Origin of the sequence: Thiomonas sp. SCN 64-16 (genome assembly GCF_001725585.1) — a bacterium.
Classification (GTDB): domain Bacteria; phylum Pseudomonadota; class Gammaproteobacteria; order Burkholderiales; family Burkholderiaceae_C; genus Thiomonas; species Thiomonas arsenitoxydans.
Genome location: NZ_MEGQ01000003.1, coordinates 72,681 through 97,210, shown reverse-complemented (window position 1 = coordinate 97,210; position 24,530 = coordinate 72,681). Strand labels below are relative to the sequence as shown.

Below are 24,530 nucleotides of genomic sequence, written 5' to 3'. Positions count from 1 at the left end.
ATGTCGACGCGTATTGCCGATCTCCACATTGCGCGGGAAGAGCTGTTGCCCACGCCGAACGAATTGCGGGCCGAAGTGCCCGTCAGCGAGGCCCAGGCGCAGGTCGTCGCCCGCGCGCGCCAGACGGTGCGCGACATCGTGCGGGGCGATGACGACCGGCTGCTGGTCGTCGTCGGGCCTTGCTCCATCCACGACAGCGCTGCGGCGATTGAGTACGCGCGGCGTCTGCGCGAGGTAGCCTCGCGCTTGGACGATGCCCTGTTTCTGGTGATGCGGGTGTATTTCGAGAAGCCGCGTACCCGTCTGGGCTGGAAGGGCATGATCTACGACCCTGATCTGGATGGCCGCGGCGACCTTCACAAGGGTTTGCTCAAGGCTAGAGGCCTGCTGGTGGAGTGCGCGCGTCTGGGCGTTCCAGCCGCTTCTGAAATTCTCGATCTGGTTACGCCGCAGTACTACGCCGAGTTGCTGAGTTGGGGCGCCATCGGCGCGCGCACCACCGAAAGCCCGCTGCATCGGCAGATGGCCTCGGCGCTGTCGGCCCCGCTGGGATTCAAGAATCCGACCAGCGGCAAGCTGCAGACGGCGGTGGACGCCATCGTGGTGGCGGCGCAATCTCACCGCTTTCCTTCCATCTCGCTCGACGGCCGGGCCATGGTGATCACCACGACCGGCAATGCCGATTGCCACCTCATCCTGCGGGGCGGCGACGCGGGGCCGAATTTCGATGCCGCCAGCGTGGAAGCAGCCGTGGCTGCGCTGCAGGCGGCCGATCTGCCCGGCCGGGTGATGATCGACTGCAGCCATGCCAACAGCCGAAGCGACTATCGGCGCCAGCCGCAGGTGGCGGCCGAGATCGGTGCGCAGATCGCCGCAGGCAGCCGCCACATTCTCGGCATCATGCTGGAGAGTCATCTGGTCGAGGGCAAGCAGGCGCTCACGGCGGATCTGTCGGCGCTGCAGTACGGGCAGAGCATCACCGATGGCTGCATCGGCTGGGAGGCCACGGTGAGGGTGCTGGAGCAACTCGCCGATGCGATTCGCAGCGGCCGCGGGCGGCGCATCGGCCAGAATCAACCCACCTGAAAACCTTCGGGGCAGCCTTCGGCGTCGGCAGGCTCGACCTGCACCGCGTCCACCCGCGCAGCGGGAGGACCGATCCGCAGCCATTCGAGCAGGGCTTGCACCGCCCGCGCATCACCGCAAATCCACACTTCCACCCGGCCATCCTGCAGGTTGACGGCCTGCCCTCGCAGCCCCAGCGACAGCGCTCTGGCGCGGGTTGCGGCGCGGAACGACACACCCTGCACCCGGCCGTTCACCCAGGCGCGCCGGGACAAATTGGCCTCGGGGTTGCTCATCAGGCCTTGGCGCCCAAAGCAGGGCGCGCACCGAAAATCGCCGAGCCCACCCGCACGATGGTGGCGCCTTCCAGAACCGCCGCTTCAAGATCGGCGCTCATGCCCATCGACAGGGTGTCGAGCGTCAGACCGTGCTCGGCGGCGATGGCGTCGCGCAGCTCGCGCAGCCGGGCGAAGGGCGCGCGTCGTGCTGCGGCGTCGGCTCTGGGCTCGGGTATGCACATCAACCCGCGCAGACGCAGTCGGGGCAGCGCGGCCACAGCCGCGGCCAGCGCCGAGGCGTCTTCCGGGCGCACGCCGCTCTTGGTGGTCTCGCCATCCACATTGACCTGGATGCAGACCTGCAGCGGATCCAATTCTTCGGGCCGCTGGTCGCTCAGACGCTGGGCCAGCTTGAGGCGGTCGATGCTGTGCACCCAGTCGAAATGTTCGGCGACATCGCGGGTCTTGTTGCTTTGCAGCGGCCCGATGAAATGCCATTGCAGCGCGGGCCAGTCCGGGCGCAGCGCGGCGATCTTGTCCACCGCTTCCTGCACATAGTTCTCGCCGAAGGCGGTTTGCCCGAGTGCGGCGGCGCGGGCGATGTCTTCTGCGGGAAAGGTTTTGGACACCGCCAGCAGGGCGACAGAGTGCGGATCGCGCCCGGCTGCTGCGGCGGCTTGTGCGATGCGCTGGCGCACTGCGGACAGAGGGTGGGCGAGAGGAGAGACAAGAGGGGAGGCGAGGGACATGGGCCGACAAAATCTGGATCGATACAACAATTCCACCCGGGTCAGCCCGCCGAATTGCGGGAAACCGTGGTTCTGACCTTAAGATAGCCCATTCGATAGCCGCGCGGCGGACGCACCGTCACGCACAAGCTTGCTCGGGGGAGACATCGCTTGGACATCACACAACTGCTCGCATTCAGCGTCAAGAACGACGCCTCCGATCTGCACCTCTCGGCGGGTCTGCCGCCGATGATTCGCGTGCATGGCGACGTGCGGCGCATCAATGTCGAGCCGCTCGACCACAAGGCGGTGCACGCCATGGTGTACGACATCATGAGCGATTCGCAGCGCAAGCACTACGAAGAGTTTCTCGAGGTCGATTTTTCCTTCGAGATTCCCTCCCTGGCGCGTTTTCGCGTCAATGCCTTCAACCAGGCGCGCGGCGCGGGCGCGGTGTTCCGCACCATTCCGAGCAAGGTGCTCACCCTCGACGATCTCAACGCGCCGAAAATTTTCGCCGATCTGGCGCTCAAGCCGCGCGGTCTGGTGCTGGTGACCGGGCCGACGGGTTCGGGCAAGTCCACCACCCTGGCGGCGATGATCAATCATTACAACGAGACCGAGTACGGCCACATTCTCACCATCGAAGACCCGATCGAATTCGTCCACCAATCGAAGAAGGCGCTGATCAATCAGCGCGAAGTCGGCCCGCATACCCTGAGCTTTTCCAACGCGCTGCGCTCGGCGCTGCGCGAAGACCCGGACGCGATTCTGGTGGGCGAAATGCGCGACCTCGAAACCATCCGCTTAGCGCTTACCGCTTCCGAAACCGGCCACCTGGTGTTCGCCACCCTGCACACCTCGTCGGCACCCAAGACCATCGACCGTATCGTCGACGTGTTCCCGGCGGAAGAAAAGGAAATGGTGCGCGCCATGCTGTCGGAAGCGCTGGTGGGCGTGATTTCGCAGACGCTGTGCAAGAAAAAAGACGGCTCGGGCCGGGTGGCCGCGCACGAAATCATGATCGGCACGCCGGCCATCCGCAACCTCATTCGCGAAAACAAGATTGCGCAGATGTATTCCATGATCCAGACCAGCCAGTCTTTCGGCATGCAGACCCTCGACCAGAATCTGGCCGATCTGGTCAAGCGCAACATGATCTCCGCCACCGAAGCACGCACCAAGGCCAAACAGCCCGAAAACTTCCCTGGCGCCTGAGAGCCCAGTCGCGCCACCGGCGCAATCCGCACTCTCCCAATATTCCCACTCGCACCCAGCAGGCCATGAAACTATTCGACAAACTCCGCGCCGGTTCGCGCAAAGACGGGGTGGACGATGCGCCCGAGTCTCAGTTTTTCACCACCGGCTTCCATGACGCGGAAGTCTCCAGCCTGGAGTCTGTGGTCGACTGGTCGCAGCGCTCGGCCGAGATCGGCGTGACCAAGCTGTCGCGCAGCGCCGGCGGCCAGCGCCTGCTCGAACTCTGGCAGCAAGACAAATACATGGCAGGGCTGACCCAGTCGGACAAAGAGCGCTGCATCAAGTACTTTCATTTCTACACCGTCAAGGCGGGAGCCGACCTCATCGCGCAGGGCGAGACCGGCAGCTTCATGGTGGTGCTGCTGCGAGGCGCGGTGGCGGTCGATCGCATGCAACCCTGGGGCGACAGACTGCGCCTGACCGAAGTGCGCGCAGGCAGCATGCTGGGCGAGATGTCGCTGGTTGACGCCGCGCCGCGCTGGTCGTACTGCACCACGCTGACCGACAGCGAGATTGCGGTGCTCGAAGCTGGCGATCTCGACCGCATGATTGCGCAAGACCCGGCCGCGGCCTGCCGTCTCATCGGCTCGCTGGCGCGCCGCCTGTCGCTGCGTCTGCGCAAGCTCAGTGCGCGGGTCGCCGCGACTTCGCCTGGCGGTTGATGCGCGCGGCTTGCGGCATGAACCACCGTATTCAAAACCTGAACAAGCGCGGGGGGGCGTATGGATCGTGATCAGGCTTCCAAATTCATCAACGATCTGCTCAAGCTGATGATCAGCCGGGGCGGCTCGGACCTGTTTCTCACGGCCGACTTTCCGCCGGCCATCAAGGTCGATGGCGCAGTCTCCAAGCTGTCGTCGCAGGCGCTCACCAGCCAGCACACGCTGGCGCTGGCGCGCTCGATCATGAACGACAAACAGTCGGCCGAGTTCGAGCGCACCAAGGAATGCAATTTCGCGATTTCTCCCGCGGGCCTCACGCGCTTTCGCTGCAATGCCTTCATCCAGCAGGGCAAGGTGGGCATCGTGCTGCGGCAGATCCCGCAAGACTTGCCCTCCATCGACAGCCTGGGATTGCCGCAAGTGCTCAAGACGCTGGCGATGAACAAGCGCGGGCTCATCATTTTTGTCGGCGCCACGGGTTCGGGCAAATCGACCTCGATGGCCGCCATGCTCGATTTCCGCAACGAAAATTCGCACGGCCACATCATCACGGTGGAAGATCCCATCGAGTTCGTGCATCCGCACAAGAACTGCATCGTGACCCAGCGTGAAGTCGGGCTCGACACCGACAGCTGGGAGGCGGCGCTCAAGAACACCCTGCGTCAGGCGCCCGACGTCATTCTGATGGGCGAAATCCGCGACCGCGAGACCATGGAGCACGCGGTGGTTTTTTCCGAGACCGGCCACCTGGTGCTGGCCACGCTGCACGCCAACAATGCCAACCAGGCGCTCGACCGCATCATCAACTTCTTCCCCGAAGAACGGCGCGCGCAACTGCTGATGGACTTGTCGCTCAATCTGCGCGCGCTGGTGTCGCAGCGGCTGGTGCCGCTGCAAACCGGCAAGGGGCGCGTGGCCGCGGTGGAGGTCATGATCAACTCGCCGCTGATCGCCGATCAGATCTTCGAAGGCAAGCTCACCGAGATCAAGGATGTGATGCGGCGGTCGCGCGAGATGGGCATGCAGACCTTCGACCAGGCCTTGTTCGAGTTGTTCGATGCCGAGAAGATCAGTTACGAAGACGCGCTGCGCAACGCCGATTCGGTCAATGACCTGCGGCTGCGCATCAAGCTCGACAGCAAGCGCGCGCGCAACGCCGACATCGGCAGCGATACCGGGCACCTAGCCATCGTCTGATTTTTGCGGCGCAGGGGGTTGTCGCGGCTCAGGGCTGAGGCACGCTGACGATCCATCCTTCGACCGGGTCGATGGCGTGCGGAAGTCCATAGCCTTCATGCCGCCTGATGCAGGCCCACGCGGCCTGCATCAGGCAGAGCGCAGCGTCCAGCGCGTCGCCGCGCGCGTCGAGCTGCATGGGCTTGCGTTGCTCATCGGTGCACTGCAGTCGGATGCCCAGCGGGTGACGCCCGCTTTCCATCGACGCCAGCAGCAAGTCGCGTGCGGCTTCGCGTTCGGCGGTCTGCTTCGCGGGGTCGTCACTTTTATAACTGCGCCGCCCCAGAACGGCGCGGGCGGCATGGCCCGGATAGGCTTCGAGCGCCACGCGCAGCGGATCGCCACCACGCAGACCCGGCAGCGTGACCCCTGCATCGAGCAGCAAAGGCACTCCCGCGTGCAGCATCCACGCGACGGGCGGATTCACCCATTTCATCGACGGCGAAGACCCCGCAGGCAGATCGCAGGCGCGGTGGGCGAATTTCGCTCCAGCCGGGCGGGCGGCACAAAAGCTGCGGAAGACTTCGCGCAGTTGCGCGCGGCTCTGGTGGCGCAGATGCGAGATCAACCGTTCCCAAGGCAGCGGGGCTTCGTCTTGCCGATGGCCGGGCCAGCGCAGGGTGTCGATCAACTCGCGCGGCAGGCCGAAAGGCAGGTCGAAGGCGCCGATCCAGGGGCCGGGCGTCTGCAGCCACTGACCGAACGACGCCAGGGTGTCGAGCCGGTTGAAGTCCTGCAGGATCACGGTGTGCGATGCGTCTTGAGCCAGCCGCCCCCGCGCGATCACTATGGGTTTTCGCCGACTGGGCGCACTGCTGAAATCGACGCCGAACAAGGTGATGTCGTCTGCTCCGTTCATTTGCGCAGCACGGCTGGGGGCGGAGCGTCAGCGGGCGGAACTTGCCGCAGCAACAGGCTGCGCACGGGCGCGGGCAGCCCCAGCCGCGCGGCCTGTTCAAGATCGAGCCACTGGCCTTGTGGCTCTGCGGCCCTGGGCTGGGCTTGAACGTCGACGAGCAAGGGGCGCACGGTCAGCTCGAAATGGGTGAACGCATGGCGAAACGGCGCCAGTTCTCGCTGGCCGATCACCGGCCCGATCTGCGCGGCGAACTGCTGCGCCTGCTCGGGGGCATCGAATTGCGGCAGGCTCCACAGGCCTGGCCAGAGGCCCAGTTGCGGGCGCTTTTCCAGCCAGCAAAGACCGTCCGGCGAGTTGCGCAACCAAAGCATGACGGTGCTGCGCTGCGGGCGACTTTTGCGCGCCGCCTTGCGCACGGGCAGGTGCTGCGGATCGCCCGCCAAATGAGCGCGGCAATCCGTGGCAAAAGGACATTCGGTGCAGGCAGGCTGGCGCGGCCTGCACACGGTGGCGCCCAGATCCATCAGCCCCTGCGTGTAGGCGGCGATGTCTTGTGCCTCGGGCAGCAGGCTGCGCGCGAGCGACCAGAGCTTGCGCGTGGTGGCCGTGGCGGGAACCGGATCGTCGATGCCGTGACTGCGGCAGAGCACGCGCTGCACATTGCCGTCGAGAATGGCGGCGCGCTCGTCGAAGCAGAACGCGGCAATCGCCGACGCCGTGGAGGGGCCGATGCCCGGCAGCGCGGCAAGGCTTTCCGCCGTTTGCGGGAACGCGCCGCCATGCGTTTGAACCACGATCTGCGCGCACCGGTGCAGATTGCGGGCGCGCTGGTAGTAGCCCAGCCCGCTCCAGGCGGCGAGCACGGCATCTTCAGCCGCCGCGGCGAGCGCCTGCACCGTGGGAAACAGGGTCGTGAAACGCGCGTAGTAATCGATGACTGTGGCGACCTGCGTCTGCTGCAGCATGATCTCCGACAGCCAGACCCGGTAGGGGTCGCGCACCTGCCAGGGCAGGTCGTGCCGCCCATGCTGGCGCTGCCACTGCACCAGGCGGCTGGCGAAATGCGGCAGGGTTGGCGCTGTGAAGGCGGCGGCTGAATCGGGCACGGTGGGCAGATCGACACTGCGGCGCAGCGGCGCTCAAGCGAATGGAGCGCCGCATTGTGCCAGCCCTTTGCGGCGAGCGTTTACGCGGCGATCAAGCGACGAATCTGATCGTTCAGCCCGCGTTGCAGCACGTCGATCTGGGCGATTTGCTTTTGCAATTCGTCAATGCGGTCGTGCAGGCTGTCTTTGGTGTCTTCGATGCGTTGCAGCGTGGCCAGGCGCCGGTTGAGTTGCTTTTTGCGCTCGCGCACCTGACTGTCGAGCTGGGCGATGGCTGAGCGGTCCCAGTTTTCGATATCGCGCAGGGCGCGCTCGAACAGATCGCGCACCCGCGACGACAGGGTGCGCAAGGTGCGCAGGGTGTAAGCGTTGTTCTGCAGTTTGAGCCAGTTCACGCCGGAGAGATGCTCGGTGTAGGCATTGACCACCCGGTCGAACTCCTGCATCAACCCGCTGAGACGCAGCACACGCGGCGCGGTGACGGTGAAGCCGAATTCGCTATTGGCGCGGGTGAAGGCGGCGGCGAGCATCTGGCGGATTTCTTCGATCTGCGTTTCGGCATCCACCAGCCGTTTGCGCAGATCGGCGCCGATGCGGGCGAGTTCGCCCTTTACGCCGACTTTCAGCAGCGCGCCGCCCATGCGCGACTCAAGCTGCTCCAGATCGTGCAGCACCGACTTGGCGGCGAAGCGCTCGCGCAACTGCTCGAGCATGCGGTTGTTGACGGCACGCAGCGCCAGCACCTGCGCCATGCCGGCGTCGAACTCTTGGCGCTCTGCGGCCAAGCGCTGCAGCATGAGCACCACCATATTGGCATTCTTGCCGCGCAGTCCCTGCAGTTCGTCGAGCTGTCCCTGGGCCTCGTGCAGTTGCTTGCGCAGTTGCTGCAAAAGTTCGGACTGCACCTGCCCGACCGCATCGCGCACGGCGCCGTCGAGCAGGCTGCGACGGTCGATATTAGCCGCGCGATTGAGCGCGTTTTCCAGCGCGCCCAGGCCCGAGCGGGTGAGCAGCGGGCCGTCACCCTGAATGCGCGCCAGCAGGGCTTTGTGCGCCGAGACGGGAAACACCCGCTCGGGCGGCAGACGCAGCGTTTGCGCGGTGGTCTGCACCTGATGGTCGATGCTGGCGGCGATTTGCGGCGCGGTGAGCAGCGGATCCCACAGCGCATCGACCTTGTTGAGCGCCACCAGGGTTTGCGCGCCGCTGGTGGTCGCGATGTGGCGGTTCCAGATTTCCAGATCGCTGCGCGTCACCCCGGTGTCGGCGCCGAGCACGAAGACCACGGCGTTGGCCGAGGGGATGAGCGAGAGGGTCAGCTCGGGCTCGGCGCCCACGGCGTTGAGCCCCGGCGTGTCGAGAATGCTCAGGCCCTGATCGAGCAGCGGATGGGCAAAGTTGACCAGCGCGTGACGCCATAGCGGAATTTCGACTTCGCCCTGGGCGTCGGTATTGAGCTGCGCCAGGTCTTCGGCATCATGGAAGAAGCCCAAGTCTTGGGCACGCTCCAGCGGTACGCGCTGGGTGTCGGACAAATGGGTGAGCGCCTGCGCCAACCCCTGCGCATCCTGGGAGGGCAGCTCGAAATGCGTCCAGACCTGCGGGCTCGATTTCCATTGCGCCAGGGTCTGCGATTGCAAGCGGGTTTCGATGGGCAGCAGCCGCAGGCCGCGGGGCTGCGCGGGGTCGGAGAACAGTTCCATCGGGCACATGGTGGTGCGCCCGGCTCCGGCGGGCAGGATGCGCTGGCCGTGTCCGCTGAAAAAGATGGCGTTGATCAACTCGGACTTGCCGCGCGAGAACTCGGCAACGAAGGCCAGGGTCATGCGGTCGTTGTCGAGCCGGTGGATCTGCCGCTGCAGCAGCGGCCGTGCCTGTTCGAGATCGAGCCCGCTCTCTTCGAGCCAGGTCAGCAGCGCTTTGACGCGCTGTAGCGCTTCGGCGCGCCATTCGGCGTAGTCAAACAGACCGGCGGTGAGGATGGGGGCTTCGACGTGCGGATTCATCGCTTGGGGCGCTTGGATTAACTGAGTAAAAGTAAAACACAGCGCACTCTGAATTTCGATCAGCGTATCCCCGCCTTGGGCTTGGCTTTGAGAATTTTTTGGCACTTGGGGCAGAAATAGGTACTGCGCTGCCCCTGCACGATCTGCCGGATGGACGTGGCGCAGACGCGACAAGGCTGCCCGACTCGGCCGTAAACCAGCGCCTGCATTTGAAAGTACCCCAGTTCGCCATCGCTGTGGGCAAAGTCGCGCAGGCTGCTGCCGCCCAGCGCTACCGCCTGTTGCAAGGTTTCGCGCACCGCCGCGGCCAGGCGATCGCAATGGACGGGGCGCAGATGCGAAGCTGGTGTGCGCGGGTCGATCTGCGCACGAAACAGGGCCTCGCAAGCGTAGATATTGCCAATTCCGGCGACGATGTGCTGCGACAGCAGCAGCGGCTTGATCGCCGCCTTGCGTCCGGCCAGAGCGCGGCTGAGCGTGGTGCCATCGAATTCGGCGCCCAGCGGCTCGGGCCCGAGCACGCGCAGCAGGGGATGGCGCTGCACTTCGTCACCCGCGTGCCAGAGCACCGCGCCGAAGCGGCGCGGATCGCGCAGGCGCAGCACCCCGCGGTCGGTCAGCCATTCCACATGCTCGTGCGGCGACAGCGGGGCGGGCGCTTGCGCGGCCGGTGTCCAGCGCAAAGAACCCGACATGCCCAGATGCACGATCAGCACGCCGGCGGAGTTCGGCGCGGCGGCGGTCTGCGACAGTCGCAGCAGCAGATATTTGCCGCGCCGCTCAAGCGCTTTGATGCGCAGCCCGACCAGCGTTTGCGGGTCGATGTTCAACGGCCAGCGCAGCGGTTTGCCCAGGCGCAGGCCGGTCAGGCGGGCGCCGAGCAAGGCGGGTTCCAGACCCTGGCGGGTGACTTCGACTTCGGGCAGTTCGGGCATGTCGGCATTGTGCCGCAGGGGGAAATGGCAGACTTCTACAATCCGCACGATTCTCGGCCCTGTCTGCTGGTGCAGATACGGCGTTCTATTCAGACTTTCAGGACTCCCATGCGCGCTGCCGTTCTTGTGTCGGCCCTGTTGTTTCCGGCTCTCACCGCTGTGCCTATTGCAGCCTATGCACAGCAGTCGGCCGTTCGGGCCAGCGCGCAGGAAACCGCGCGGCAAGTCTTTGCCATTCTGGCTGGAGAGATTGCGGCCAATACCGGGCATCCCGGCGTGGCCTACACCGAGTTGCTCAAGGCGGCGAAGGAGCTGGATTCCGAGCCGCTCTACCGACGCGCGGCGGAAATCGCCCTGCGCGCAGGCGCGCCCGACAAGGCGCTCGCAGCCGCTCAGGCCTGGCGCAAAGCCATGCCCGGTTCACGAGAGGCCAGCGCCTGGGTCGTGCAACTGCTTTTGCTCATGGGGAAAACCAGCGAGGCTGGCTCGGCCATCGCCCAAGACCTGGCCAACACCCCCGAACCGCAGCGCGGGCAAGCCATTGCCGATCTGCTGCCCCTGGCCGCTCAGGCGAGCGATGCCGCCGCCACGCTGTCGATGATGCGCACTGCGCTGGCCGGGCAGCGGCAATTCGCGCAGACCGATGTGGTGCTGGGTTTGTTGCGCGCGCGCGCCGGAGACCAGAAGGGGGGCTTCGCCGATGCGCTGCATGCCCTGACGCTCAACCCGGGTCTGGCCCCGGCTGCGGCGCTGCTGCTGCAGCTCTACACCGTCAACCCGCAGGCAGCTGACGGCGCGATGCAGAAATTTTCTGCAGCCCAGCCCAAAGACAGCGGCCTGCGTCTGGCCTGGGCGCAGGCCGCGCTGGCCCAGCAGCGCGACGGCATTACGCTGAACGCGCTCGAAAAACTGGTGGTCGATGCGCCTGATCTCGCCCCGGCCTGGCTGATATTGGGCAGCCTGCAGACTGAATTCGGCCAGCCCGCGCGCGCGGTGGTCTCGTTGCAAACCTATCTGCGGCTGGCGCGCGCCCAGGCCGAGCCGCCCGTGCTGACCCCGGCTTACATCGCGCTGGCGGAGGCTTCGCGCAAACTGGGCGATCTGGATCAGGCCAACCGCTGGCTCGATCAGATCGAGCCAGATGCCAGCAACCACCTTGCCGTGCTCAGCAACCGCGCGGCCATTCTGGTGCAGCAGGGCAAGGTGAACGACGCCCTCAAGCTGGCGGAAACCTTGCCCGATGCGACCGAGGCGCAGCGCAAAGACCGGCTGCTGGCGCGGGCGCAGGTGTTGCGCGAGGCCGGGCGCTTCGATGCGTCTTACAAGCTGCTGCAGTCCGGTCTCAAGCAGACTCCCAACGATGTCGATCTGCTGTACGAAGCCTCGATGATGGCCGACAAAAGCGGGCACATCAAAGACATGCTGCAGATGCTGCGAAGGGCCATTGCGCTCGACCCCGAGTCCCAACCGGCCTACAACGCGCTGGGCTACACCCTCGCCGACCGTGGCGAGCAGTTGCCCGAAGCGCGCAAGCTCGTCGCCCGCGCGCTGGAACTCTCGCCCGGCAATCCCTTCGTGCTTGACAGCATGGGCTGGGTCGAACACAAAATGGGCCACAACGATCAGGCGCTCGATTTGCTGCAGCAGGCGTATGACGCGCGGCCCGATCCGGAAATCGGCGCGCATCTGGGCGAGGTGCTGTGGCAGCTCGGCCAGCGCGACCGGGCGCGCGCCATCTGGCACGAGGCCATCGAGCGCGCGCCGCACGACACTGTGGTGCAGGCGGTGCTGCGCAAATACGGTGTGACATTCTGATGCGGCGTCGCCTCTTTGCAGGGGTTGTCGTTGGGGTGATCGCGATGGCCCTTGGCGGCTGCGCCACGCCCCAACTGCCGCAGTCGTCCGAGCCTGCCAATACGCTCGCGCTGGCAGGGCGGCTGTCACTCGTCAGCGGTCAGCCCGATGCGCAAAAGGCGCTTTACGGCGGTTTCCGGTTGGTGTTGCGCGGGGCCGTTTCCGGCGAGTTCGAAGTCTTTTCCCCGCTGGGTCAAATGCTGGCCAAGGCGCAATGGAGTTCCGGTCAAGCCAGCCTGGATAACGGCCGACAGACGCAGCATTTCGCCTCTTTCGACGACATGACCCGCGCCGCACTGGGCGTGGCCTTGCCGCAGGCTGCGTTGCAGGATTGGGTGCGGGGGCGACCGGCTGCCAGCCTGCCTTCGCAAACCCTGACGGACGGCGGTTTCGAGCAACTGGGCTGGAAGGTGCAGCCCACTTGGCGTGACGGCCAGCTCGCGCTTCTCAAGGCGCAACGCCTGGCGGGCGACCCGGCGGAGCTGCGCATAGCGATCGAATCCGCAACGGCAGCGCCGCAAACCGCTCCCTGAGGCGCTGCGGCGCTTGATTCATGCGTGCCTTGTTCAATCTGCCCGCCCCGGCGAAAATCAACTGGTTTTTGCACGTCACCGGCAAGCGCCCAGACGGCTATCACACCCTGCAGACGGTCTTTCAGTTCATCGATTGGTGCGACACGCTCGATCTGATCCAGCGTGACGATGGCCTCATCCGCCGCATCGGCGCTGACGAACTGCCGCAAGACGACCTTTGCGTGCGCGCCGCCCGCCTGCTCCAACAGGCGACGCAGTGCGAAAGCGGCGTCTATATCCATCTGCGCAAGTGCATTCCGCAACAGGCCGGGCTCGGCGGCGGAAGTTCCGATGCTGCCACGGTACTGATCGGCCTCAACCGTCTCTGGCGCCTCGATCTGCCGCGCGCCAAACTGATGCAACTCGCCTTGCAACTCGGCGCCGACGTGCCGATTTTCATCTACGGCCGCAACGCCTGGGCCGAGGGCGTCGGCGAGCAGTTGCAGCCAATCGATCTGCCCACGCCCAGTTTTGCTGTGGTGCATCCGGCACGCGGCCTGTCCACACGTGCGGTGTTTTCCACCCTTGACTTGACAACCAAAAAACCCGAAGAAACAATAGCAGGCTTTGCTGAATGGCTGGGCGAATTTTTCGCGTCAGACGGGCGGCAGAAAAATCGGCACCAGAAAAGTCAGAGCAAAAACTGTCAACAAGTCGATCAGCAAAGCAGTCTTTGCCCTGTCTGGGGCAGAAACGATTTGCAGCCCGGCGCCGAGGCGCTGGAGCCTGAGGTGACTCAGGCGTTGCAGATTTTGCGTACTGCGTTGATGGGGCCGCTGGCAGCACACTCGCCGACGTTGCGTTCTGAGTTGCTTTTCGACGCGCGAATGACGGGTTCCGGCAGCGCAGTTTTTGCTTTGATCGGTGCGTCAGATCGATCTGGTTTGCCGAGCAGGCACGGGCCGTCTGATGAGGTGTTGGGTGGTTTGCCGGACTTGTTGCCTGAGGGTTGGCAGGGCCGGTTGTGCGAGGGTTTGCGCGAGCATCCGTTGTGCGATTGGATTGACGCATAATGCCTAGCTTGCGCTGCCGTAGTGCAGTAGATTTTGACAGACAGTTTTTTATCATTTGCCATCGTCGATGGTGGTGAATGAAGTTGGGGAGTCGCCAAGTTGGTTAAGGCACCGGATTTTGATTCCGGCATTCGAGGGTTCGAGTCCTTCCTCCCCAGCCACGATTTTTGAAAGCGTTTCGCTTGCGGCGCTGCAGACCGCGGGCTCTGCCGGAGAGAACAAAAGTTCCGGCACTTCAGGCGCACTGAATAAGCGCAACACTCCACCATGACACCGAATCCGGCGGACTTCATCCTGTTCACCGGCAATGCCAATCCGGCGCTTGCCCAGGAAGTTGCGGAACAACTCGGCATTGGCCTCGGTCAGGCCTATATCGGGCGGTTCTCCGACGGTGAAGTGACCGTCGAGATTCAGCAAAACGTGCGCGCCCGAGAGGTGTTCATCGTTCAGTCCACCTGCGCGCCGACCAATGACAACCTGATGGAACTGCTCATCATGGTCGATGCGCTCAAGCGCGCTTCGGCCGAGCGCATCACGGCGGTCATTCCCTATTTCGGCTATGCGCGGCAAGACCGGCGTCCGCGCTCAGCGCGCGTGCCCATTACCGCCAAGGTCGTGGCCAATATGCTGCAGGCCGCAGGCGTGGCGCGCGTGGTCACCATGGACTTGCATGCCGATCAGGTGCAAGGGTTTTTCGACATTCCGGTCGACAACATCTACGCCTCGCCGATTCTGCTCTCCGACCTGCGCGAAAAGAATTACAGCGACCTCATCGTGGTCTCGCCCGATATCGGCGGTGTGGTGCGCGCCCGCGCGCTCGCCAAATTGATGGACTGCGATCTGGCCATCATCGACAAACGCCGTCCCAAGCCGAATGTCTCGGAAGTGATGAACGTCATCGGCGAGATCGACGGACGCAACTGCATCATCATGGACGACATGGTCGATACCGCCGGTACGCTGACCAAGGCGGCCGAGGTGCTCAAGGCGCGCGGCGCCAAGCGCGTCATGGCGTACTGCACGCACCCCGTGCTGTCGGGCCCGGCGATTCAGCGTCTTCAAAGCAGCGCTATCGACGAACTGGTCGTGACCAACACCATCCCGCTGCGCCAGGAAGCGCGCGAATGCGGCAAGGTTCGCCAGCTCTCCGCCGCCCCGCTTATCGCGCAGACGCTGCAGCGCATTGCCTACGGCGGGTCGGTGCTGCAGTTGTTCAACGAGCAGGAAACCTTGTTCTGACGCTGTTGTGATTTTGTACCTGTCGGATGTTCCGGCAGGCTGTCACGGCGCTGGTCGCAGGCGCCGTTCACCACGGGGCGAGTCCCCTTTTTCAGGAGTCGACATGAAAGTCGTCGCATTCGAACGTAGTTTGCAGGGTACCGGTGCGAGCCGCCGCCTGCGTCGCGCCGGGAAGACCCCCGGCATTATTTACGGTGGCGAGCAAGCGCCCCAGATGATCGAACTCGATCACAACGCGCTGTATCACGCGTTGAAAAAAGAGCAGTTCCACTCCTCTGTGCTGCAGCTGGAAATTGCCGGCAAATCCAGCCAGGTGCTGCTGCGTGATTACCAGATGCACCCCTTCAAGCAACTGGTGCTGCACGTGGATTTCCAGCGTGTGGACGCCGGACACAAGATTTCCATGAAGGTACCGCTGCACTTCACCGGCGCGGAAAATTCGCCTGCGGTCAAGCTCAGCCACGGCCTGGTCAACCATGTGATGACCGAAGTGGAAGTGTCTTGCCTGCCGTCCGAACTGCCCGAGTTCATCGAAGTCGATCTGAGCGAATTGGTTCTGCACCAGAGCGTGCACGTCAACGATCTCAAGCTGCCCAAGGGCGTGTCGGTGCTCACGCACGGGGTGGACAATCCTGCGGTCGTGACCGTCAGCCCGCCGCCGGGTGGGGTGGGTGAAGAGGGCGCAGAAGGTGCGGCTGCTGCCGAAGGCGAAAGCAAGTAAATCGGCTTTTTCCAGCCACAAGGCCGCCTGGGGGAACCTGAAGGCGGCCTTGTTGTTTTTGGAGCCGCGGTGAGACTTCGGGCGATTATGGCCGCTCGACCGGCTGATCGACTGGCCTTGGGCGGCGGTCTTCGCCCACGGCGACATAGGTCAACAGCGCCTCGGTCACTTTGATGACCTCGACGTTCGATGGCGTGCGCTGGGCATAGACCTCTACCCGCACGGTGACCGACGTGTGACCCACATGGTCGATTTCGGTGAAAAACGACAGCACGTCGCCCACCAGCACCGGCTGCTTGAACACAAACTCCTTGACCGCCACGGTCGCCACCCGCCCCTTGGCACGCCAGGCCGCAGCGATACCCCCGGCGATGTCCACCTGCGCCATGATCCAGCCCCCGAAAATATCGCCGTGCATGTTCACGTCGGCAGGTCGGGCCTGGGTACGCAGCGTGGGCGCGCGGTCGGGGAGTTGAGGATCGGTGGTCATGAAGGGCTCCAAGCAGGGCGCCGTTGCGGCGCGGATAATCAAGCTGCGAAGTTTAGGGGCAGCTCACGAAGTTCGTGCCCCGCGCTGCTCTGCTCCGCCCTGATCGTTCATCGGCCCCTATTGGCCAAATCCCGTTAGTCCATGCACGCCCGATCCTCTCCTGCATTGCCCGAGCCGTCCTCCCATGCCACGGCAGCGCGTTCGCGCTGGGCGGTGGTTTCCGCGCTTTGGCCCTATCTGTGGGAATACCGCGGCCGGGTGTTGTTGGCGCTGGCGATGATGATCGCCGCCAAGGTGGCCAACGTCGGCGTGCCCATTGTGCTGAAAGACATCGTCAATGCGCTCGATCTCAAGCCGGGCGATCCGCGTGCGGTGCTGGTGGTGCCGGTGGCGCTGCTGGTGGCCTATGGCCTGCTTCGTCTGAGCGTGTCGCTGTTCACCGAGTTGCGCGAGGTGGTGTTTTCGCGCGTGACGCAAGGCGCGGTGCGCAAGATTGCGCTGCAGGTGTTCGATCATCTGTTCAGTCTGAGCATGCGCTATCACCTGGAGCGCCAGACGGGCGGCATGTCGCGCGATATGGAGCGGGGCACGCGGGCCATCTCCAGCCTGGTGTCGTTCACCCTCTACAGCATTCTGCCCACCTTGGTGGAAATGGCGCTGGTCATCGGCATTCTGCTGGTCAAGTACGACATCTGGTTCGCGGGCATCGCGCTGGTGGCGCTGGTGCTGTATGTGGCGTTCACCGTCACCGTGACCGAATGGCGCACGCAGCTACGCCGCGAAATGAACACGCAGGATTCGCGCGCCAACCAGCGCGCCATCGATGCACTGTTGAATTATGAGACGGTGAAAATGTTCGGCAACGAGGCGCTGGAGTCGACTCGCTACGACGACAACCTCAGAGCCTGGATGCGCGCGGCCATCAAGTCGCAGAACTCGCTGTCGCTGCTCAACCTTGGGCAGAGCTTGATCATCGCTGCCGCCGTGACCCTGCTGGTCTGGCGGGCGACCGTCGGTGTGGTGAGTGGCAGCATGAATCTGGGTGATCTGGTGCTGGTCAACGCCTTCATGCTGCAGCTCTACGCGCCGCTGAGTTTTCTGGGCGTGATCTACCGCGAGATCCGGCAGTCCACCACGGATCTGGAGCGCATGTTCACCATTCTGGAAGAGCACCAGGAAATCAAGGACCCGCCTCAGGCGCCAGCTTTGCAGGTCGGACGGGGCGAAGTGCGTTTCGAGAATGTGCGCTTTGGCTATGGGGCCGACCGCGTCATTCTCGATGGGCTGGACTTCACCGTGCCCGCCGGAGAAACGGTGGCCATCGTCGGCCCTTCCGGCGCGGGAAAATCCACGCTGGCGCGTCTGTTGTTTCGCTTTTACGCGCCGCAGTCCGGGCGCATTCTGATCGACGGCCAGGACATCGCCCAAGTCACGCAAGCCAGCGTGCGCCGCGCCATCGGCATCGTGCCGCAGGACACGGTGCTGTTCAACGACACCATTGGCTACAACATCGCCTACGGCAAACCCGGCGCCAGCGCGGCCGAGGTGGAGGCGGTGGCGCGCGCCGCGCATATCCACGACTTCATCGTCAGCACGCCCCAAGGCTATGAGACGCAGGTGGGCGAGCGCGGCCTGAAGTTGTCCGGCGGAGAGAAGCAGCGCGTGGCGATTGCCCGGGCCCTGCTGAAAAATCCGCCCATCCTGATTTTCGACGAAGCCACCTCGCAGCTCGACTCGCACAACGAAAAGGCGATTCAGACGGAAATACGCGCGGCCTCGCGCGACCGCACTGCCATTGTGATTGCTCACCGCCTGTCCACCGTGGTCGATGCGCATCAGATTCTGGTGGTGGAAAGCGGGCGCGTGGTCGAACGCGGCACCCACGCGCAACTGCTGCAGGCGCGCGGCCTGTACGCCCGCATGTGGAATCTGCAGCAGGATAGGGCGGCTCACCCCGAAGCGTCTGCGGCGATGGCCTGATGCTGGAACGGAGTTTGCATACACCTATTGCGCATTTGTGACCCACGGTTACACTTGTGCGATTCGTTCACCCCATTCCTACATTCACGGAGATTCGCATGATCAAAAAACTGTTTGGTTTGACCATCCTGGCTGCGGCCGCAATGTCTTGCGCCCAGGCGGCCGAGCTCACCGGCACGCTGAAAAAAGTGAAGGAAACCAACAGCATCACAGTCGGTTACCGCGAGTCGTCGATTCCCTTCTCCTACCTCGACAACAACGGCAAACCCATCGGCTACGCGATGGAGCTGTGCGGCAAGGTGGTCGATGCCGTCAAGGCCGATCTGAAAATGCCCGGTCTGAAAGTGAACTACACCCCGGTCACGTCGAGCAACCGCATTCCCCTGCTCGAAAACGGCACCATCGACCTGGAGTGCGGCTCCACCACCAACTCGGTGGCGCGCCAGAAACAGGTGGCTTTCGGGCCAACCTACTTCGTCATCAACGTGACGGCTGCGGTGAAGAAAGACTCGGGCATCAACGATTTTGCGCAACTGGCGGGCAAGACCATCGTCACCACCTCGGGCACGACCGCCGTGCCGCTGCTGAAAAAGTACGAAAAGACCAAGGACATGGAATTCAAGGAAATCTACGGCAAGGATCATGCCGAGAGCTTCCTGCTGATGGCCGATGGCCGGGCTTCCGCGTTCGTGATGGACGACATTCTGCTGGCGGGGCAGATCGCCAACTCCAAGGATCCGGCGGCCTACAAAATCCTGCCCGGTTCGCTGCGACAAGAGCCTTACAGCATGATGCTGCGCAAGGATGATCCGCAGTTCAAGGCGCTGGTCGACAAGACCATCGATGGCGTGATGAAGTCGGGCGAGATCAACAAGATCTACACCAAGTGGTTCACCAGCCCGATTCCGCCCAAGGGCATCAACCTGAACTTCCCGGAAACCCCCGCGATCAAGGAAGCCTTCGCCCACCCGAACGACAAGGGCGTCGAATAAGCACCGCCAGGTTGGCAAGGAACCAAGCCGGCAGCTATGCCGGCTTTTTTCCATGGTGAGATGACGCGGGCAGACGAGGGGATGACATGCTGGGGCTAGGAATTTTTCTGGAAGACACGCCGGACGGCGACACCACCTGGGGCATGTCGCTGCTTTCCGGGCTGGAATACACCCTGTTGCTGGTGGTCTGCGCCTGGGTGATCGCCATGGTGCTCGGCTCGGTATTGGGGGTGGTGCGCACCACCAAGCACCGCTTTTGGGTGATGCTGGGCAACGGCTATGTGGAACTGTTCCGCAACATCCCCCTTCTGGTGCAGTTTTTCCTCTGGTATTTCGTGCTGCCCAGCGTGATTCCGCCGCTCAAGCGATTTGCCAACGCGGTTGATCCGGGCACCTTCCAGATTCTCACGGCCGTGGTTTGTCTCGGGCTGTTCACCGCGGCGCGGATTGCCGAGCAGGTCAAGTCGGGCATTCAGTCGCTGCCGCGCGGGCAGACTTTCGCCGGGCTGGCGCTCGGGCTGACGCCCACGCAGACCTACCGCTACGTGCTGCTGCCCATGGCGTACCGCATCATCATTCCGCCGCTCACCTCCGAGTCGATGAATCTGGTGAAGAACTCCGCAGTGGCGTATTCCATCGGCCTGACTGAACTGTTTTTCCGCACCCGCGAGATGGGAGAGATGACCTTCCGCTACTTCGCGGCCTTCGGCGCGGCCACGGTGCTGTATGTCGCGGTGGCGTTTTCCATCAACCGCATCATGGCGTGGGTGGAGCGCGCCACGGCGGTGCCGGGCTATATGGGCGGGAGCAAGTGATGGGCGATTTTGACTTTGGCTCCATCGTCTCGGTGCTGCCCTTTTTGCTCAAGGGGTTGACCTACACCATCCAACTCACCGTGGTGGCGGCCATCGGCGGCACGCTGCTGGGTATTTTGCTGGCGCTGGCGCGGCTGTCGCACCTGAAGTGGTTGTCCTTGCTGGCGGCGGGCTACATCAATCTGATGCGCTCGATTCCGCTGCTGTTGGTGATTTTCTGGTTCTACTTCCTGGTGCCGGTGATGCTGCAGTCGATCACCGGATCGGACTATCCGCCCAAGATCGGGGCGGAGCGTTCGGCCTATTTCACCTTCATTCTGTTCGAGGCGGCGTATTTCGCGGAGATCGTGCGCGCGGGCATCCAGAGCATTCCCAAAGGGCAACTCGGCGCAGCCTATGCGCTGGGCCTGACCTACGCGCAGTCGATGCGGCTGATCATCCTGCCGCAGGCGCTGCGCAATATGTTGCCGGTGCTGCTCACCCAGACCATCGTGCTGTTCCAGGACGTGTCGCTGGTGGCGCTGCTCAATGTCACCGACTTCGTCGGCGCCGCCATGAAAATCGCGCAGCGCGACAGCCGCGTGGTCGAGATGTACACCTTGGTGGCCGTGGTGTATTTCGTGCTGAGTTTCCTGCTGTCGCAAGGCGTCAAGCGCCTGCATCAGCGCATCGCCATCGTGCGGTAATGCGATAAGTCATTTTCAATGGATCGTTCCATGTCCCAGAATTCTGCCCAGGGCGCCAGCGCGCCGATGATCGATATTCGCCAGATCAGCAAGTGGTACGGCGACTTCCAGGTGCTCACCGACTGCTCCACGCAGATTGCGCGCGGCGAAGTGGTGGTGGTGTGCGGGCCGTCGGGCTCGGGCAAGTCCACGCTGATCAAGTGCGTCAACGCGCTCGAACCCTTTCAGAAGGGCGATGTGGTGGTGGACGGCACCTCGATCGCCGATCCCAAAACCAATCTGCCCAGGCTGCGTGCGCGCGTGGGCATGGTGTTTCAGCACTTCGAGTTGTTTCCGCACCTGACGGTGACCGACAACCTCACGCTCGCCCAGATCAAGGTGCTCGGGCGCAGCAAGGCCGAGGCGCGCGAAAAGGGCCTGCTCTACCTCGACCGCGTGGGCCTTTCGATGCACAAGGACAAATTCCCCGGACAACTCTCTGGTGGACAGCAGCAGCGCGTGGCCATCGCGCGTGCGCTGGCGATGGACCCGATTGCCATGCTGTTCGATGAACCGACCTCGGCGCTCGATCCGGAGATGGTGGGCGAAGTGCTCGACGTCATGGTCAAGCTCGCCGAAGAGGGCATGACCATGATGGTGGTCACGCACGAAATGGGCTTTGCGCGCAAGGTGTCGCACCGCGTGGTGTTCATGGATGCGGGGCGCGTGGTGGAAGATTGCCCGACGCCGCAGTTCTTCTCGACCAGCGAACAGCGCAGCGAGCGCGCCGCGCACTTCCTGGCAAAAATCCTGCAGCACTGAGCGGCCGCTTCATTGCGCGGCAGGGCGGGGCGTAGCATGTCGGCGTTGCCGTTTTCGCCACCCGACATGACCTCGAACCCCACGCTCACCCTCACGCGCCCCGACGATTTTCACCTGCATCTGCGTGATGGCGCCGCCATGCGCGATGCGCTGCCCTGGACGGCACGGCAATTCGCTCGGGCCATCGTCATGCCCAATCTCAAGCCGCCCGTGGTGCATCTGCGGCAGGCTCTCGACTACCGCGCGCGCATCATGGCCGCCTTGCCTGAGGGTAGCGATTTCACCCCGCTGATGACGCTCTATCTCACCGACGACACCACCCCGGCGATGGTGACCGAGGCGAAGAACAGCGGCATGGTGCATGCGTTCAAGCTCTACCCGGCGGGCGCAACGACCAATTCGGACAGTGGAGTGACCGAACTCAAGCGCATCTATCCGGCGCTCGACGCCATGCAGCAGGTCGGCATGCCGCTGTTGATTCACGGCGAAGTGACCGACCCCGAGGTCGATGTGTTCGACCGCGAGGCGGTGTTCATCGAGCGACATCTCATCGCTCTGCGCCGCGCTTTTCCCGAGCTCAAGATCGTGCTGGAGCACATCACCACGGCCCAGGCCGCCGCGTTCATTCAAGAGGCGCACGACCGGGATGCCCAGGGTGCGCCCCTTCTGGCCGCAACCCTCACGGCGCATCATCTGCTGCACAACCGCAATGCCATGTTCAAAGGCGGCATGCGGCCCCATTACTACTGCCTGCCGGTGCTCAAGCGCGAGACCCACCGCCAGGCCCTGCTCGATGTCGCCACGAGCGGAGACGACCGTTTCTTTCTCGGCACCGACTCTGCGCCGCATGCGCGCAACACCAAGGAAACGGCCTGCGGCTGCGCCGGTTGCTTCACGGCGGCCAATGCGCTGGAGTTGTACTGCGCGGCTTTCGAGCAGCGCAATGCTTTGCACCGACTCGACGATTTCGCCAGCCGTTTCGGCGCGGCGTTCTACGGTTTGCCGCGCAATACGGGCTCGATCACCCTGGAGCGCCGCAGCTGGCAGGTGCCCGACACGCTGCCCTATGCCGACGCCGACATCGTGCCTCTGCACGCGGGCGAAGCGATGGATTGGCAGGTGCAGGTCGGGGTTTGCGGGGTTTGACTTTGCGGAGTTCGATCTCGGGTCTGATCTCGCTTTATGCGAACGACCCGGCCAGCGGAATCGGCAGGTCGGGCACCCGGTAATTGCTCGTGGTCATCAGGTCGATGCCGCAACTCAGGCCCTCGGCCCAGTCGATGAATTGCGCCACGGCCGGTTTGCCCTTGATGGGGGAGCCATGCTGCGGCACGATCATCTCGATGTCCAGAGTGCGCACCATGCTGGCCCAATACCGCAGGATCTTGTTCGACACCATATAGCGGCGGTGGAAGGCTTCCATATGGGGCAGGGCATCGGCCAGTTGCGCAAACGGGCGGCCCGCCTGCGCACCGCTGACGAGTGAAACCCCCAGATCGCCCGAGAACAGGATTTTGCTGATCGGGTCATAAAACTGGAAGTTGCCCTCAGCGTGCAAAAAGTGCGCTGGCAGCAGCACGATGTCGCTCTTGCCCAGGCGCAGCGTTCCTCCGGCGTCAGGCACGGCGATGATGCGTTTGTCGGTTTTGCCGAGCTTGCAGAAATGCGGAGCAAAACGCGCCCACAGACGAGAGATCACCAGATCGGCCTTGGAGGCGGTCATCCAGCGGTCTAGTGAGGCGATGATGTCCGGGTCGGCATGCGAAGCCAGCAGGTAGTGCAAGTCTTGCGGCGCCATGTATTTGCGCATGGTCAGCGTGAGTTCGTTGAACGTCATATTGCCGCCCGGATCAATGAGCGCGCCCTGGCCGTGGTCGATGAGGGGGAATTGATTGGCCAGCACGGCGTCGCCGTCGTCTTCGACCAGATCGCTGAACATGAGGCACAGATGCGTGCCGTTGTTGAATAGTTCTGTCGCCACGGAATTCGCTCTTTCGCTGAACCGCAAAAAATGTAAAGGCGAATCATCCGATCTTTTGAATACATGAAGCTTTGCGCTGCATCAAAGGCAGGGCATTCTGGGGTCTGCAACCGGGTCGGCGAGGTTTCTCCGTCATAATGCGGCCTGCGAAGTGGGGTGGGCAGTCGCGGTGTGCTTCAGGCGCATCGAGGAAGGTCCGGACTCCATAGGGCGGGATGACGGCTAACGGCCGTGCACGGTGACGTGACGAACAGGGCCACAGAGACGAGTAAACGCCGGGCAACCGGCGTGGACGTGAAACGCGGCAACCTCCATCCGGAGCAACACCAAATAGGCAGACGCGCCAGCGGCAACGCTGGCACAGCGCGGCCCGCGCGAGTCTGCGGGTAGGTGGCTTGAGCCGCGCAGCAATGCACGGCCTAGAGGAATGGCTGCCACGGTGCGGGTGCAAGCCCGCGCTGCACAGAATCCGGCTTATAGCCCCGCTTCGCACTTTTCCCCTCAGTTTTTACAACCCCGATCGGGTGCGGATCGGTGCTGCCCGTCATCCGGCAAGGTGCAGATGCGCTTCCATTTCTAGAAAGAACATTCAAGGCATACTCTAAATTGTTCATTTTTATAAGAAACATGCTTATTTACTGGTTCCATAAACAGTATCTAAGTCCTTGTTTTGTAAAAGAAATTTCAGGGTTTCAGGCTTGACCGCAGATATCGCCATCCCCTAAAGTGGCGAATAGTGCAGAAAAGTGGGGAATTGTGCAGAGCGCTGCGCCATTTCACCGGCCCCACTGCAGCACGGCAACCGCGGGCGACTTCATGTTTATTGGCATTTCGGCACTCACTCTGGACGGCAAAGGTCGCATGACCGTGCCTGCCCGGCATCGTGATCTGCTGATGGCGCGCTCGCAGGGGCGACTCACGCTGACCAAAAGCCCCGACGGTTGTCTGCTGATGTTTTCCGACGACGAGTGGACGAGTTTTCGCGACCGGGTGATGCAGTTGCCCATGTCGGCGCAGGGCTGGAAGCGCATCTATCTCGGTCATGCCACCGAAACCGAAATGGACGGCACCGGGCGCGTGCTGATTTCGCCCGAATTGCGTCAGGCCGTCGGTCTGGAGCGCGAGGTCGATCTCATCGGCATGGGGCGTCACTTCGAAATCTGGGATCGCGCCAAACATCAGGCGCAAGAGGCTGCGGTGGTCGAGGCCGGCATGCCCGACGCCGTGCGCGACATTGTGTTGTGACCGTGT

General features: G+C 63.5%; 24 protein-coding genes, 1 tRNA gene and 1 other RNA gene. 18 read left to right on the top strand and 8 right to left on the bottom strand.

Annotated features, from left to right (window positions below; translation table 11 throughout):
• Window positions 1-1,086 (top strand): 3-deoxy-7-phosphoheptulonate synthase, encoded by a 1,086-nt coding sequence (locus tag ABT24_RS01470; protein ID WP_276728969.1) that lies wholly within the window; start codon window positions 1-3, stop codon window positions 1,084-1,086.
• On the opposite strand, the gene ABT24_RS01465 is transcribed toward ABT24_RS01470, so the two are convergent.
• Together ABT24_RS01465 and ABT24_RS01460 are read right to left on the bottom strand one after the other, a co-directional pair.
• The gene (locus tag ABT24_RS01465) at window positions 1,074-1,361 is read right to left on the bottom strand and encodes an acylphosphatase (protein WP_276728972.1); all 288 of its coding nucleotides are present in this window, start codon (window positions 1,359-1,361) and stop codon (window positions 1,074-1,076) included. The genes ABT24_RS01470 and ABT24_RS01465 overlap by 13 nt on opposite strands.
• A complete protein-coding gene (locus ABT24_RS01460; protein WP_276728975.1) occupies window positions 1,361-2,092 on the bottom strand; it encodes a YggS family pyridoxal phosphate-dependent enzyme in 732 nt (243 codons plus the stop codon). Before ABT24_RS01460 ends, ABT24_RS01465 begins: the two co-directional genes overlap by 1 nt.
• A 150-nt stretch (window positions 2,093-2,242) precedes the next feature.
• On the opposite strand from ABT24_RS01460, the gene ABT24_RS01455 reads away from it, so the two are divergent.
• The 3 genes from ABT24_RS01455 to ABT24_RS01445 all read left to right on the top strand — a co-directional run bounded on the left by ABT24_RS01455 (window position 2,243) and on the right by ABT24_RS01445 (window position 5,190).
• Window positions 2,243-3,289, top strand: a complete 1,047-nt coding sequence (locus ABT24_RS01455; RefSeq protein WP_156054148.1) for a type IV pilus twitching motility protein PilT — start codon at window positions 2,243-2,245, stop codon at window positions 3,287-3,289.
• Window positions 3,290-3,354: 65 nt separating this feature from the next.
• Window positions 3,355-3,993 carry a Crp/Fnr family transcriptional regulator gene (locus tag ABT24_RS01450; RefSeq protein ID WP_013104505.1) on the top strand — a complete coding sequence of 213 codons (639 nt, stop codon included), beginning with the start codon at window positions 3,355-3,357 and terminating at the stop codon, window positions 3,991-3,993.
• 60 nt (window positions 3,994-4,053) lie between these two features.
• Window positions 4,054-5,190 carry a PilT/PilU family type 4a pilus ATPase gene (locus tag ABT24_RS01445; RefSeq protein ID WP_156054149.1) on the top strand — a complete coding sequence of 379 codons (1,137 nt, stop codon included), beginning with the start codon at window positions 4,054-4,056 and terminating at the stop codon, window positions 5,188-5,190.
• 28 nt (window positions 5,191-5,218) lie between these two features.
• On the opposite strand, the gene ABT24_RS01440 is transcribed toward ABT24_RS01445, so the two are convergent.
• The 4 genes from ABT24_RS01440 to mutM form a co-directional block, all read right to left on the bottom strand.
• Window positions 5,219-6,088: a DUF429 domain-containing protein gene (locus ABT24_RS01440; protein ID WP_276728978.1), complete on the bottom strand. Its 870-nt coding sequence runs from the start codon at window positions 6,086-6,088 to the stop codon at window positions 5,219-5,221.
• The gene (gene mutY / locus ABT24_RS01435) at window positions 6,085-7,194 is read right to left on the bottom strand and encodes an A/G-specific adenine glycosylase (protein ID WP_276728981.1); all 1,110 of its coding nucleotides are present in this window, start codon (window positions 7,192-7,194) and stop codon (window positions 6,085-6,087) included. The genes ABT24_RS01440 and mutY overlap by 4 nt, the downstream gene beginning before the upstream one ends.
• An 80-nt stretch (window positions 7,195-7,274) precedes the next feature.
• Complete coding sequence (locus tag ABT24_RS01430; protein WP_276728986.1) at window positions 7,275-9,200, bottom strand: dynamin family protein; 1,926 nt, start codon at window positions 9,198-9,200, stop codon at window positions 7,275-7,277.
• Between the two features lie 59 nt (window positions 9,201-9,259).
• Window positions 9,260-10,135 carry a bifunctional DNA-formamidopyrimidine glycosylase/DNA-(apurinic or apyrimidinic site) lyase gene (gene mutM / locus ABT24_RS01425; protein ID WP_276728988.1) on the bottom strand — a complete coding sequence of 292 codons (876 nt, stop codon included), beginning with the start codon at window positions 10,133-10,135 and terminating at the stop codon, window positions 9,260-9,262.
• 108 nt (window positions 10,136-10,243) lie between these two features.
• Between mutM and ABT24_RS01420 the strand changes: the two genes are divergently transcribed.
• From ABT24_RS01420 to ABT24_RS01395, 6 genes are all read left to right on the top strand, one after another.
• Window positions 10,244-11,950 carry a tetratricopeptide repeat protein gene (locus ABT24_RS01420; RefSeq protein ID WP_276728992.1) on the top strand — a complete coding sequence of 569 codons (1,707 nt, stop codon included), beginning with the start codon at window positions 10,244-10,246 and terminating at the stop codon, window positions 11,948-11,950.
• Window positions 11,950-12,522, top strand: coding sequence for a lipoprotein insertase outer membrane protein LolB (locus ABT24_RS01415; protein WP_276728995.1), 573 nt, complete (start codon window positions 11,950-11,952; stop codon window positions 12,520-12,522). Before ABT24_RS01420 ends, ABT24_RS01415 begins: the two co-directional genes overlap by 1 nt.
• A gap of 20 nt (window positions 12,523-12,542) precedes the next feature.
• Window positions 12,543-13,574 (top strand): 4-(cytidine 5'-diphospho)-2-C-methyl-D-erythritol kinase, encoded by a 1,032-nt coding sequence (gene ispE, locus ABT24_RS01410; RefSeq protein WP_276728998.1) that lies wholly within the window; start codon window positions 12,543-12,545, stop codon window positions 13,572-13,574.
• An 84-nt stretch (window positions 13,575-13,658) separates the two neighbouring features.
• Window positions 13,659-13,735 (top strand) — tRNA-Gln (locus ABT24_RS01405).
• Window positions 13,736-13,841: 106 nt separating this feature from the next.
• Window positions 13,842-14,813, top strand: a complete 972-nt coding sequence (locus ABT24_RS01400) for a ribose-phosphate pyrophosphokinase (protein WP_013104515.1) — start codon at window positions 13,842-13,844, stop codon at window positions 14,811-14,813.
• A gap of 103 nt (window positions 14,814-14,916) precedes the next feature.
• The gene (locus ABT24_RS01395; RefSeq protein ID WP_013104516.1) at window positions 14,917-15,534 is read left to right on the top strand and encodes a 50S ribosomal protein L25/general stress protein Ctc; all 618 of its coding nucleotides are present in this window, start codon (window positions 14,917-14,919) and stop codon (window positions 15,532-15,534) included.
• A gap of 85 nt (window positions 15,535-15,619) precedes the next feature.
• Here the strand turns inward: ABT24_RS01395 and ABT24_RS01390 are convergent, their stop codons facing one another.
• Window positions 15,620-16,024, bottom strand: coding sequence for an acyl-CoA thioesterase (locus ABT24_RS01390; protein ID WP_276729001.1), 405 nt, complete (start codon window positions 16,022-16,024; stop codon window positions 15,620-15,622).
• A 141-nt stretch (window positions 16,025-16,165) separates the two neighbouring features.
• On the opposite strand from ABT24_RS01390, the gene ABT24_RS01385 reads away from it, so the two are divergent.
• The 6 genes from ABT24_RS01385 to pyrC all read left to right on the top strand — a co-directional run bounded on the left by ABT24_RS01385 (window position 16,166) and on the right by pyrC (window position 22,444).
• Window positions 16,166-18,004 carry an ABCB family ABC transporter ATP-binding protein/permease gene (locus ABT24_RS01385; protein ID WP_276729004.1) on the top strand — a complete coding sequence of 613 codons (1,839 nt, stop codon included), beginning with the start codon at window positions 16,166-16,168 and terminating at the stop codon, window positions 18,002-18,004.
• A gap of 98 nt (window positions 18,005-18,102) precedes the next feature.
• On the top strand, window positions 18,103-18,996 hold the full coding sequence (locus ABT24_RS01380; RefSeq protein ID WP_276729007.1) for a transporter substrate-binding domain-containing protein: 894 nt from the start codon (window positions 18,103-18,105) through the stop codon (window positions 18,994-18,996).
• A gap of 86 nt (window positions 18,997-19,082) precedes the next feature.
• Window positions 19,083-19,811, top strand: coding sequence for an amino acid ABC transporter permease (locus tag ABT24_RS01375; RefSeq protein ID WP_013104520.1), 729 nt, complete (start codon window positions 19,083-19,085; stop codon window positions 19,809-19,811).
• Window positions 19,811-20,497, top strand: a complete 687-nt coding sequence (locus ABT24_RS01370) for an amino acid ABC transporter permease (protein ID WP_013122133.1) — start codon at window positions 19,811-19,813, stop codon at window positions 20,495-20,497. Before ABT24_RS01375 ends, ABT24_RS01370 begins: the two co-directional genes overlap by 1 nt.
• A gap of 66 nt (window positions 20,498-20,563) precedes the next feature.
• Window positions 20,564-21,298, top strand: coding sequence for an amino acid ABC transporter ATP-binding protein (locus ABT24_RS01365; RefSeq protein ID WP_276729172.1), 735 nt, complete (start codon window positions 20,564-20,566; stop codon window positions 21,296-21,298).
• Between the two features lie 66 nt (window positions 21,299-21,364).
• On the top strand, window positions 21,365-22,444 hold the full coding sequence (pyrC, locus tag ABT24_RS01360) for a dihydroorotase (protein WP_276729010.1): 1,080 nt from the start codon (window positions 21,365-21,367) through the stop codon (window positions 22,442-22,444).
• A 34-nt stretch (window positions 22,445-22,478) separates the two neighbouring features.
• Here the strand turns inward: pyrC and ABT24_RS01355 are convergent, their stop codons facing one another.
• Window positions 22,479-23,279 carry an oxygen-binding di-iron domain-containing protein gene (locus ABT24_RS01355; RefSeq protein ID WP_286737294.1) on the bottom strand — a complete coding sequence of 267 codons (801 nt, stop codon included), beginning with the start codon at window positions 23,277-23,279 and terminating at the stop codon, window positions 22,479-22,481.
• Window positions 23,280-23,427: 148 nt separating this feature from the next.
• Here ABT24_RS01355 and rnpB point away from each other — a divergent pair.
• Together rnpB and mraZ are read left to right on the top strand one after the other, a co-directional pair.
• Window positions 23,428-23,772: RNase P RNA component class A (gene rnpB / locus ABT24_RS01350), an RNA gene on the top strand.
• A gap of 323 nt (window positions 23,773-24,095) precedes the next feature.
• Entirely contained in the window at window positions 24,096-24,524 is a 429-nt protein-coding gene (gene mraZ / locus ABT24_RS01345; RefSeq protein WP_013104526.1) for a division/cell wall cluster transcriptional repressor MraZ, read from the top strand.
• Window positions 24,525-24,530: the final 6 nt, after the last annotated feature.

Bases quoted from the DNA above. Each gene is read 5' to 3' on its own strand.
- ABT24_RS01470 (WP_276728969.1), top strand. From the start codon at position 1: ATGTCGACGCGTATTGCCGATCTCCACATTGCGCGGGAAGAGCTGTTG.
- ABT24_RS01465 (WP_276728972.1), bottom strand. From the start codon at position 1,361: ATGAGCAACCCCGAGGCCAATTTGTCCCGGCGCGCCTGGGTGAACGGC.
- ABT24_RS01460 (WP_276728975.1), bottom strand. From the start codon at position 2,092: ATGTCCCTCGCCTCCCCTCTTGTCTCTCCTCTCGCCCACCCTCTGTCC.
- ABT24_RS01450 (WP_013104505.1), top strand. From the start codon at position 3,355: ATGAAACTATTCGACAAACTCCGCGCCGGTTCGCGCAAAGACGGGGTG.
- ABT24_RS01445 (WP_156054149.1), top strand. From the start codon at position 4,054: ATGGATCGTGATCAGGCTTCCAAATTCATCAACGATCTGCTCAAGCTG.
- ABT24_RS01440 (WP_276728978.1), bottom strand. From the start codon at position 6,088: ATGAACGGAGCAGACGACATCACCTTGTTCGGCGTCGATTTCAGCAGT.
- ABT24_RS01430 (WP_276728986.1), bottom strand. From the start codon at position 9,200: ATGAATCCGCACGTCGAAGCCCCCATCCTCACCGCCGGTCTGTTTGAC.
- mutM (WP_276728988.1), bottom strand. From the start codon at position 10,135: ATGCCCGAACTGCCCGAAGTCGAAGTCACCCGCCAGGGTCTGGAACCC.
- ABT24_RS01420 (WP_276728992.1), top strand. From the start codon at position 10,244: ATGCGCGCTGCCGTTCTTGTGTCGGCCCTGTTGTTTCCGGCTCTCACC.
- ABT24_RS01415 (WP_276728995.1), top strand. From the start codon at position 11,950: ATGCGGCGTCGCCTCTTTGCAGGGGTTGTCGTTGGGGTGATCGCGATG.
- ispE (WP_276728998.1), top strand. From the start codon at position 12,543: ATGCGTGCCTTGTTCAATCTGCCCGCCCCGGCGAAAATCAACTGGTTT.
- ABT24_RS01400 (WP_013104515.1), top strand. From the start codon at position 13,842: ATGACACCGAATCCGGCGGACTTCATCCTGTTCACCGGCAATGCCAAT.
- ABT24_RS01395 (WP_013104516.1), top strand. From the start codon at position 14,917: ATGAAAGTCGTCGCATTCGAACGTAGTTTGCAGGGTACCGGTGCGAGC.
- ABT24_RS01390 (WP_276729001.1), bottom strand. From the start codon at position 16,024: ATGACCACCGATCCTCAACTCCCCGACCGCGCGCCCACGCTGCGTACC.
- ABT24_RS01385 (WP_276729004.1), top strand. From the start codon at position 16,166: ATGCACGCCCGATCCTCTCCTGCATTGCCCGAGCCGTCCTCCCATGCC.
- ABT24_RS01380 (WP_276729007.1), top strand. From the start codon at position 18,103: ATGATCAAAAAACTGTTTGGTTTGACCATCCTGGCTGCGGCCGCAATG.
- ABT24_RS01375 (WP_013104520.1), top strand. From the start codon at position 19,083: ATGCTGGGGCTAGGAATTTTTCTGGAAGACACGCCGGACGGCGACACC.
- ABT24_RS01370 (WP_013122133.1), top strand. From the start codon at position 19,811: ATGGGCGATTTTGACTTTGGCTCCATCGTCTCGGTGCTGCCCTTTTTG.
- ABT24_RS01365 (WP_276729172.1), top strand. From the start codon at position 20,564: ATGATCGATATTCGCCAGATCAGCAAGTGGTACGGCGACTTCCAGGTG.
- pyrC (WP_276729010.1), top strand. From the start codon at position 21,365: ATGACCTCGAACCCCACGCTCACCCTCACGCGCCCCGACGATTTTCAC.
- mraZ (WP_013104526.1), top strand. From the start codon at position 24,096: ATGTTTATTGGCATTTCGGCACTCACTCTGGACGGCAAAGGTCGCATG.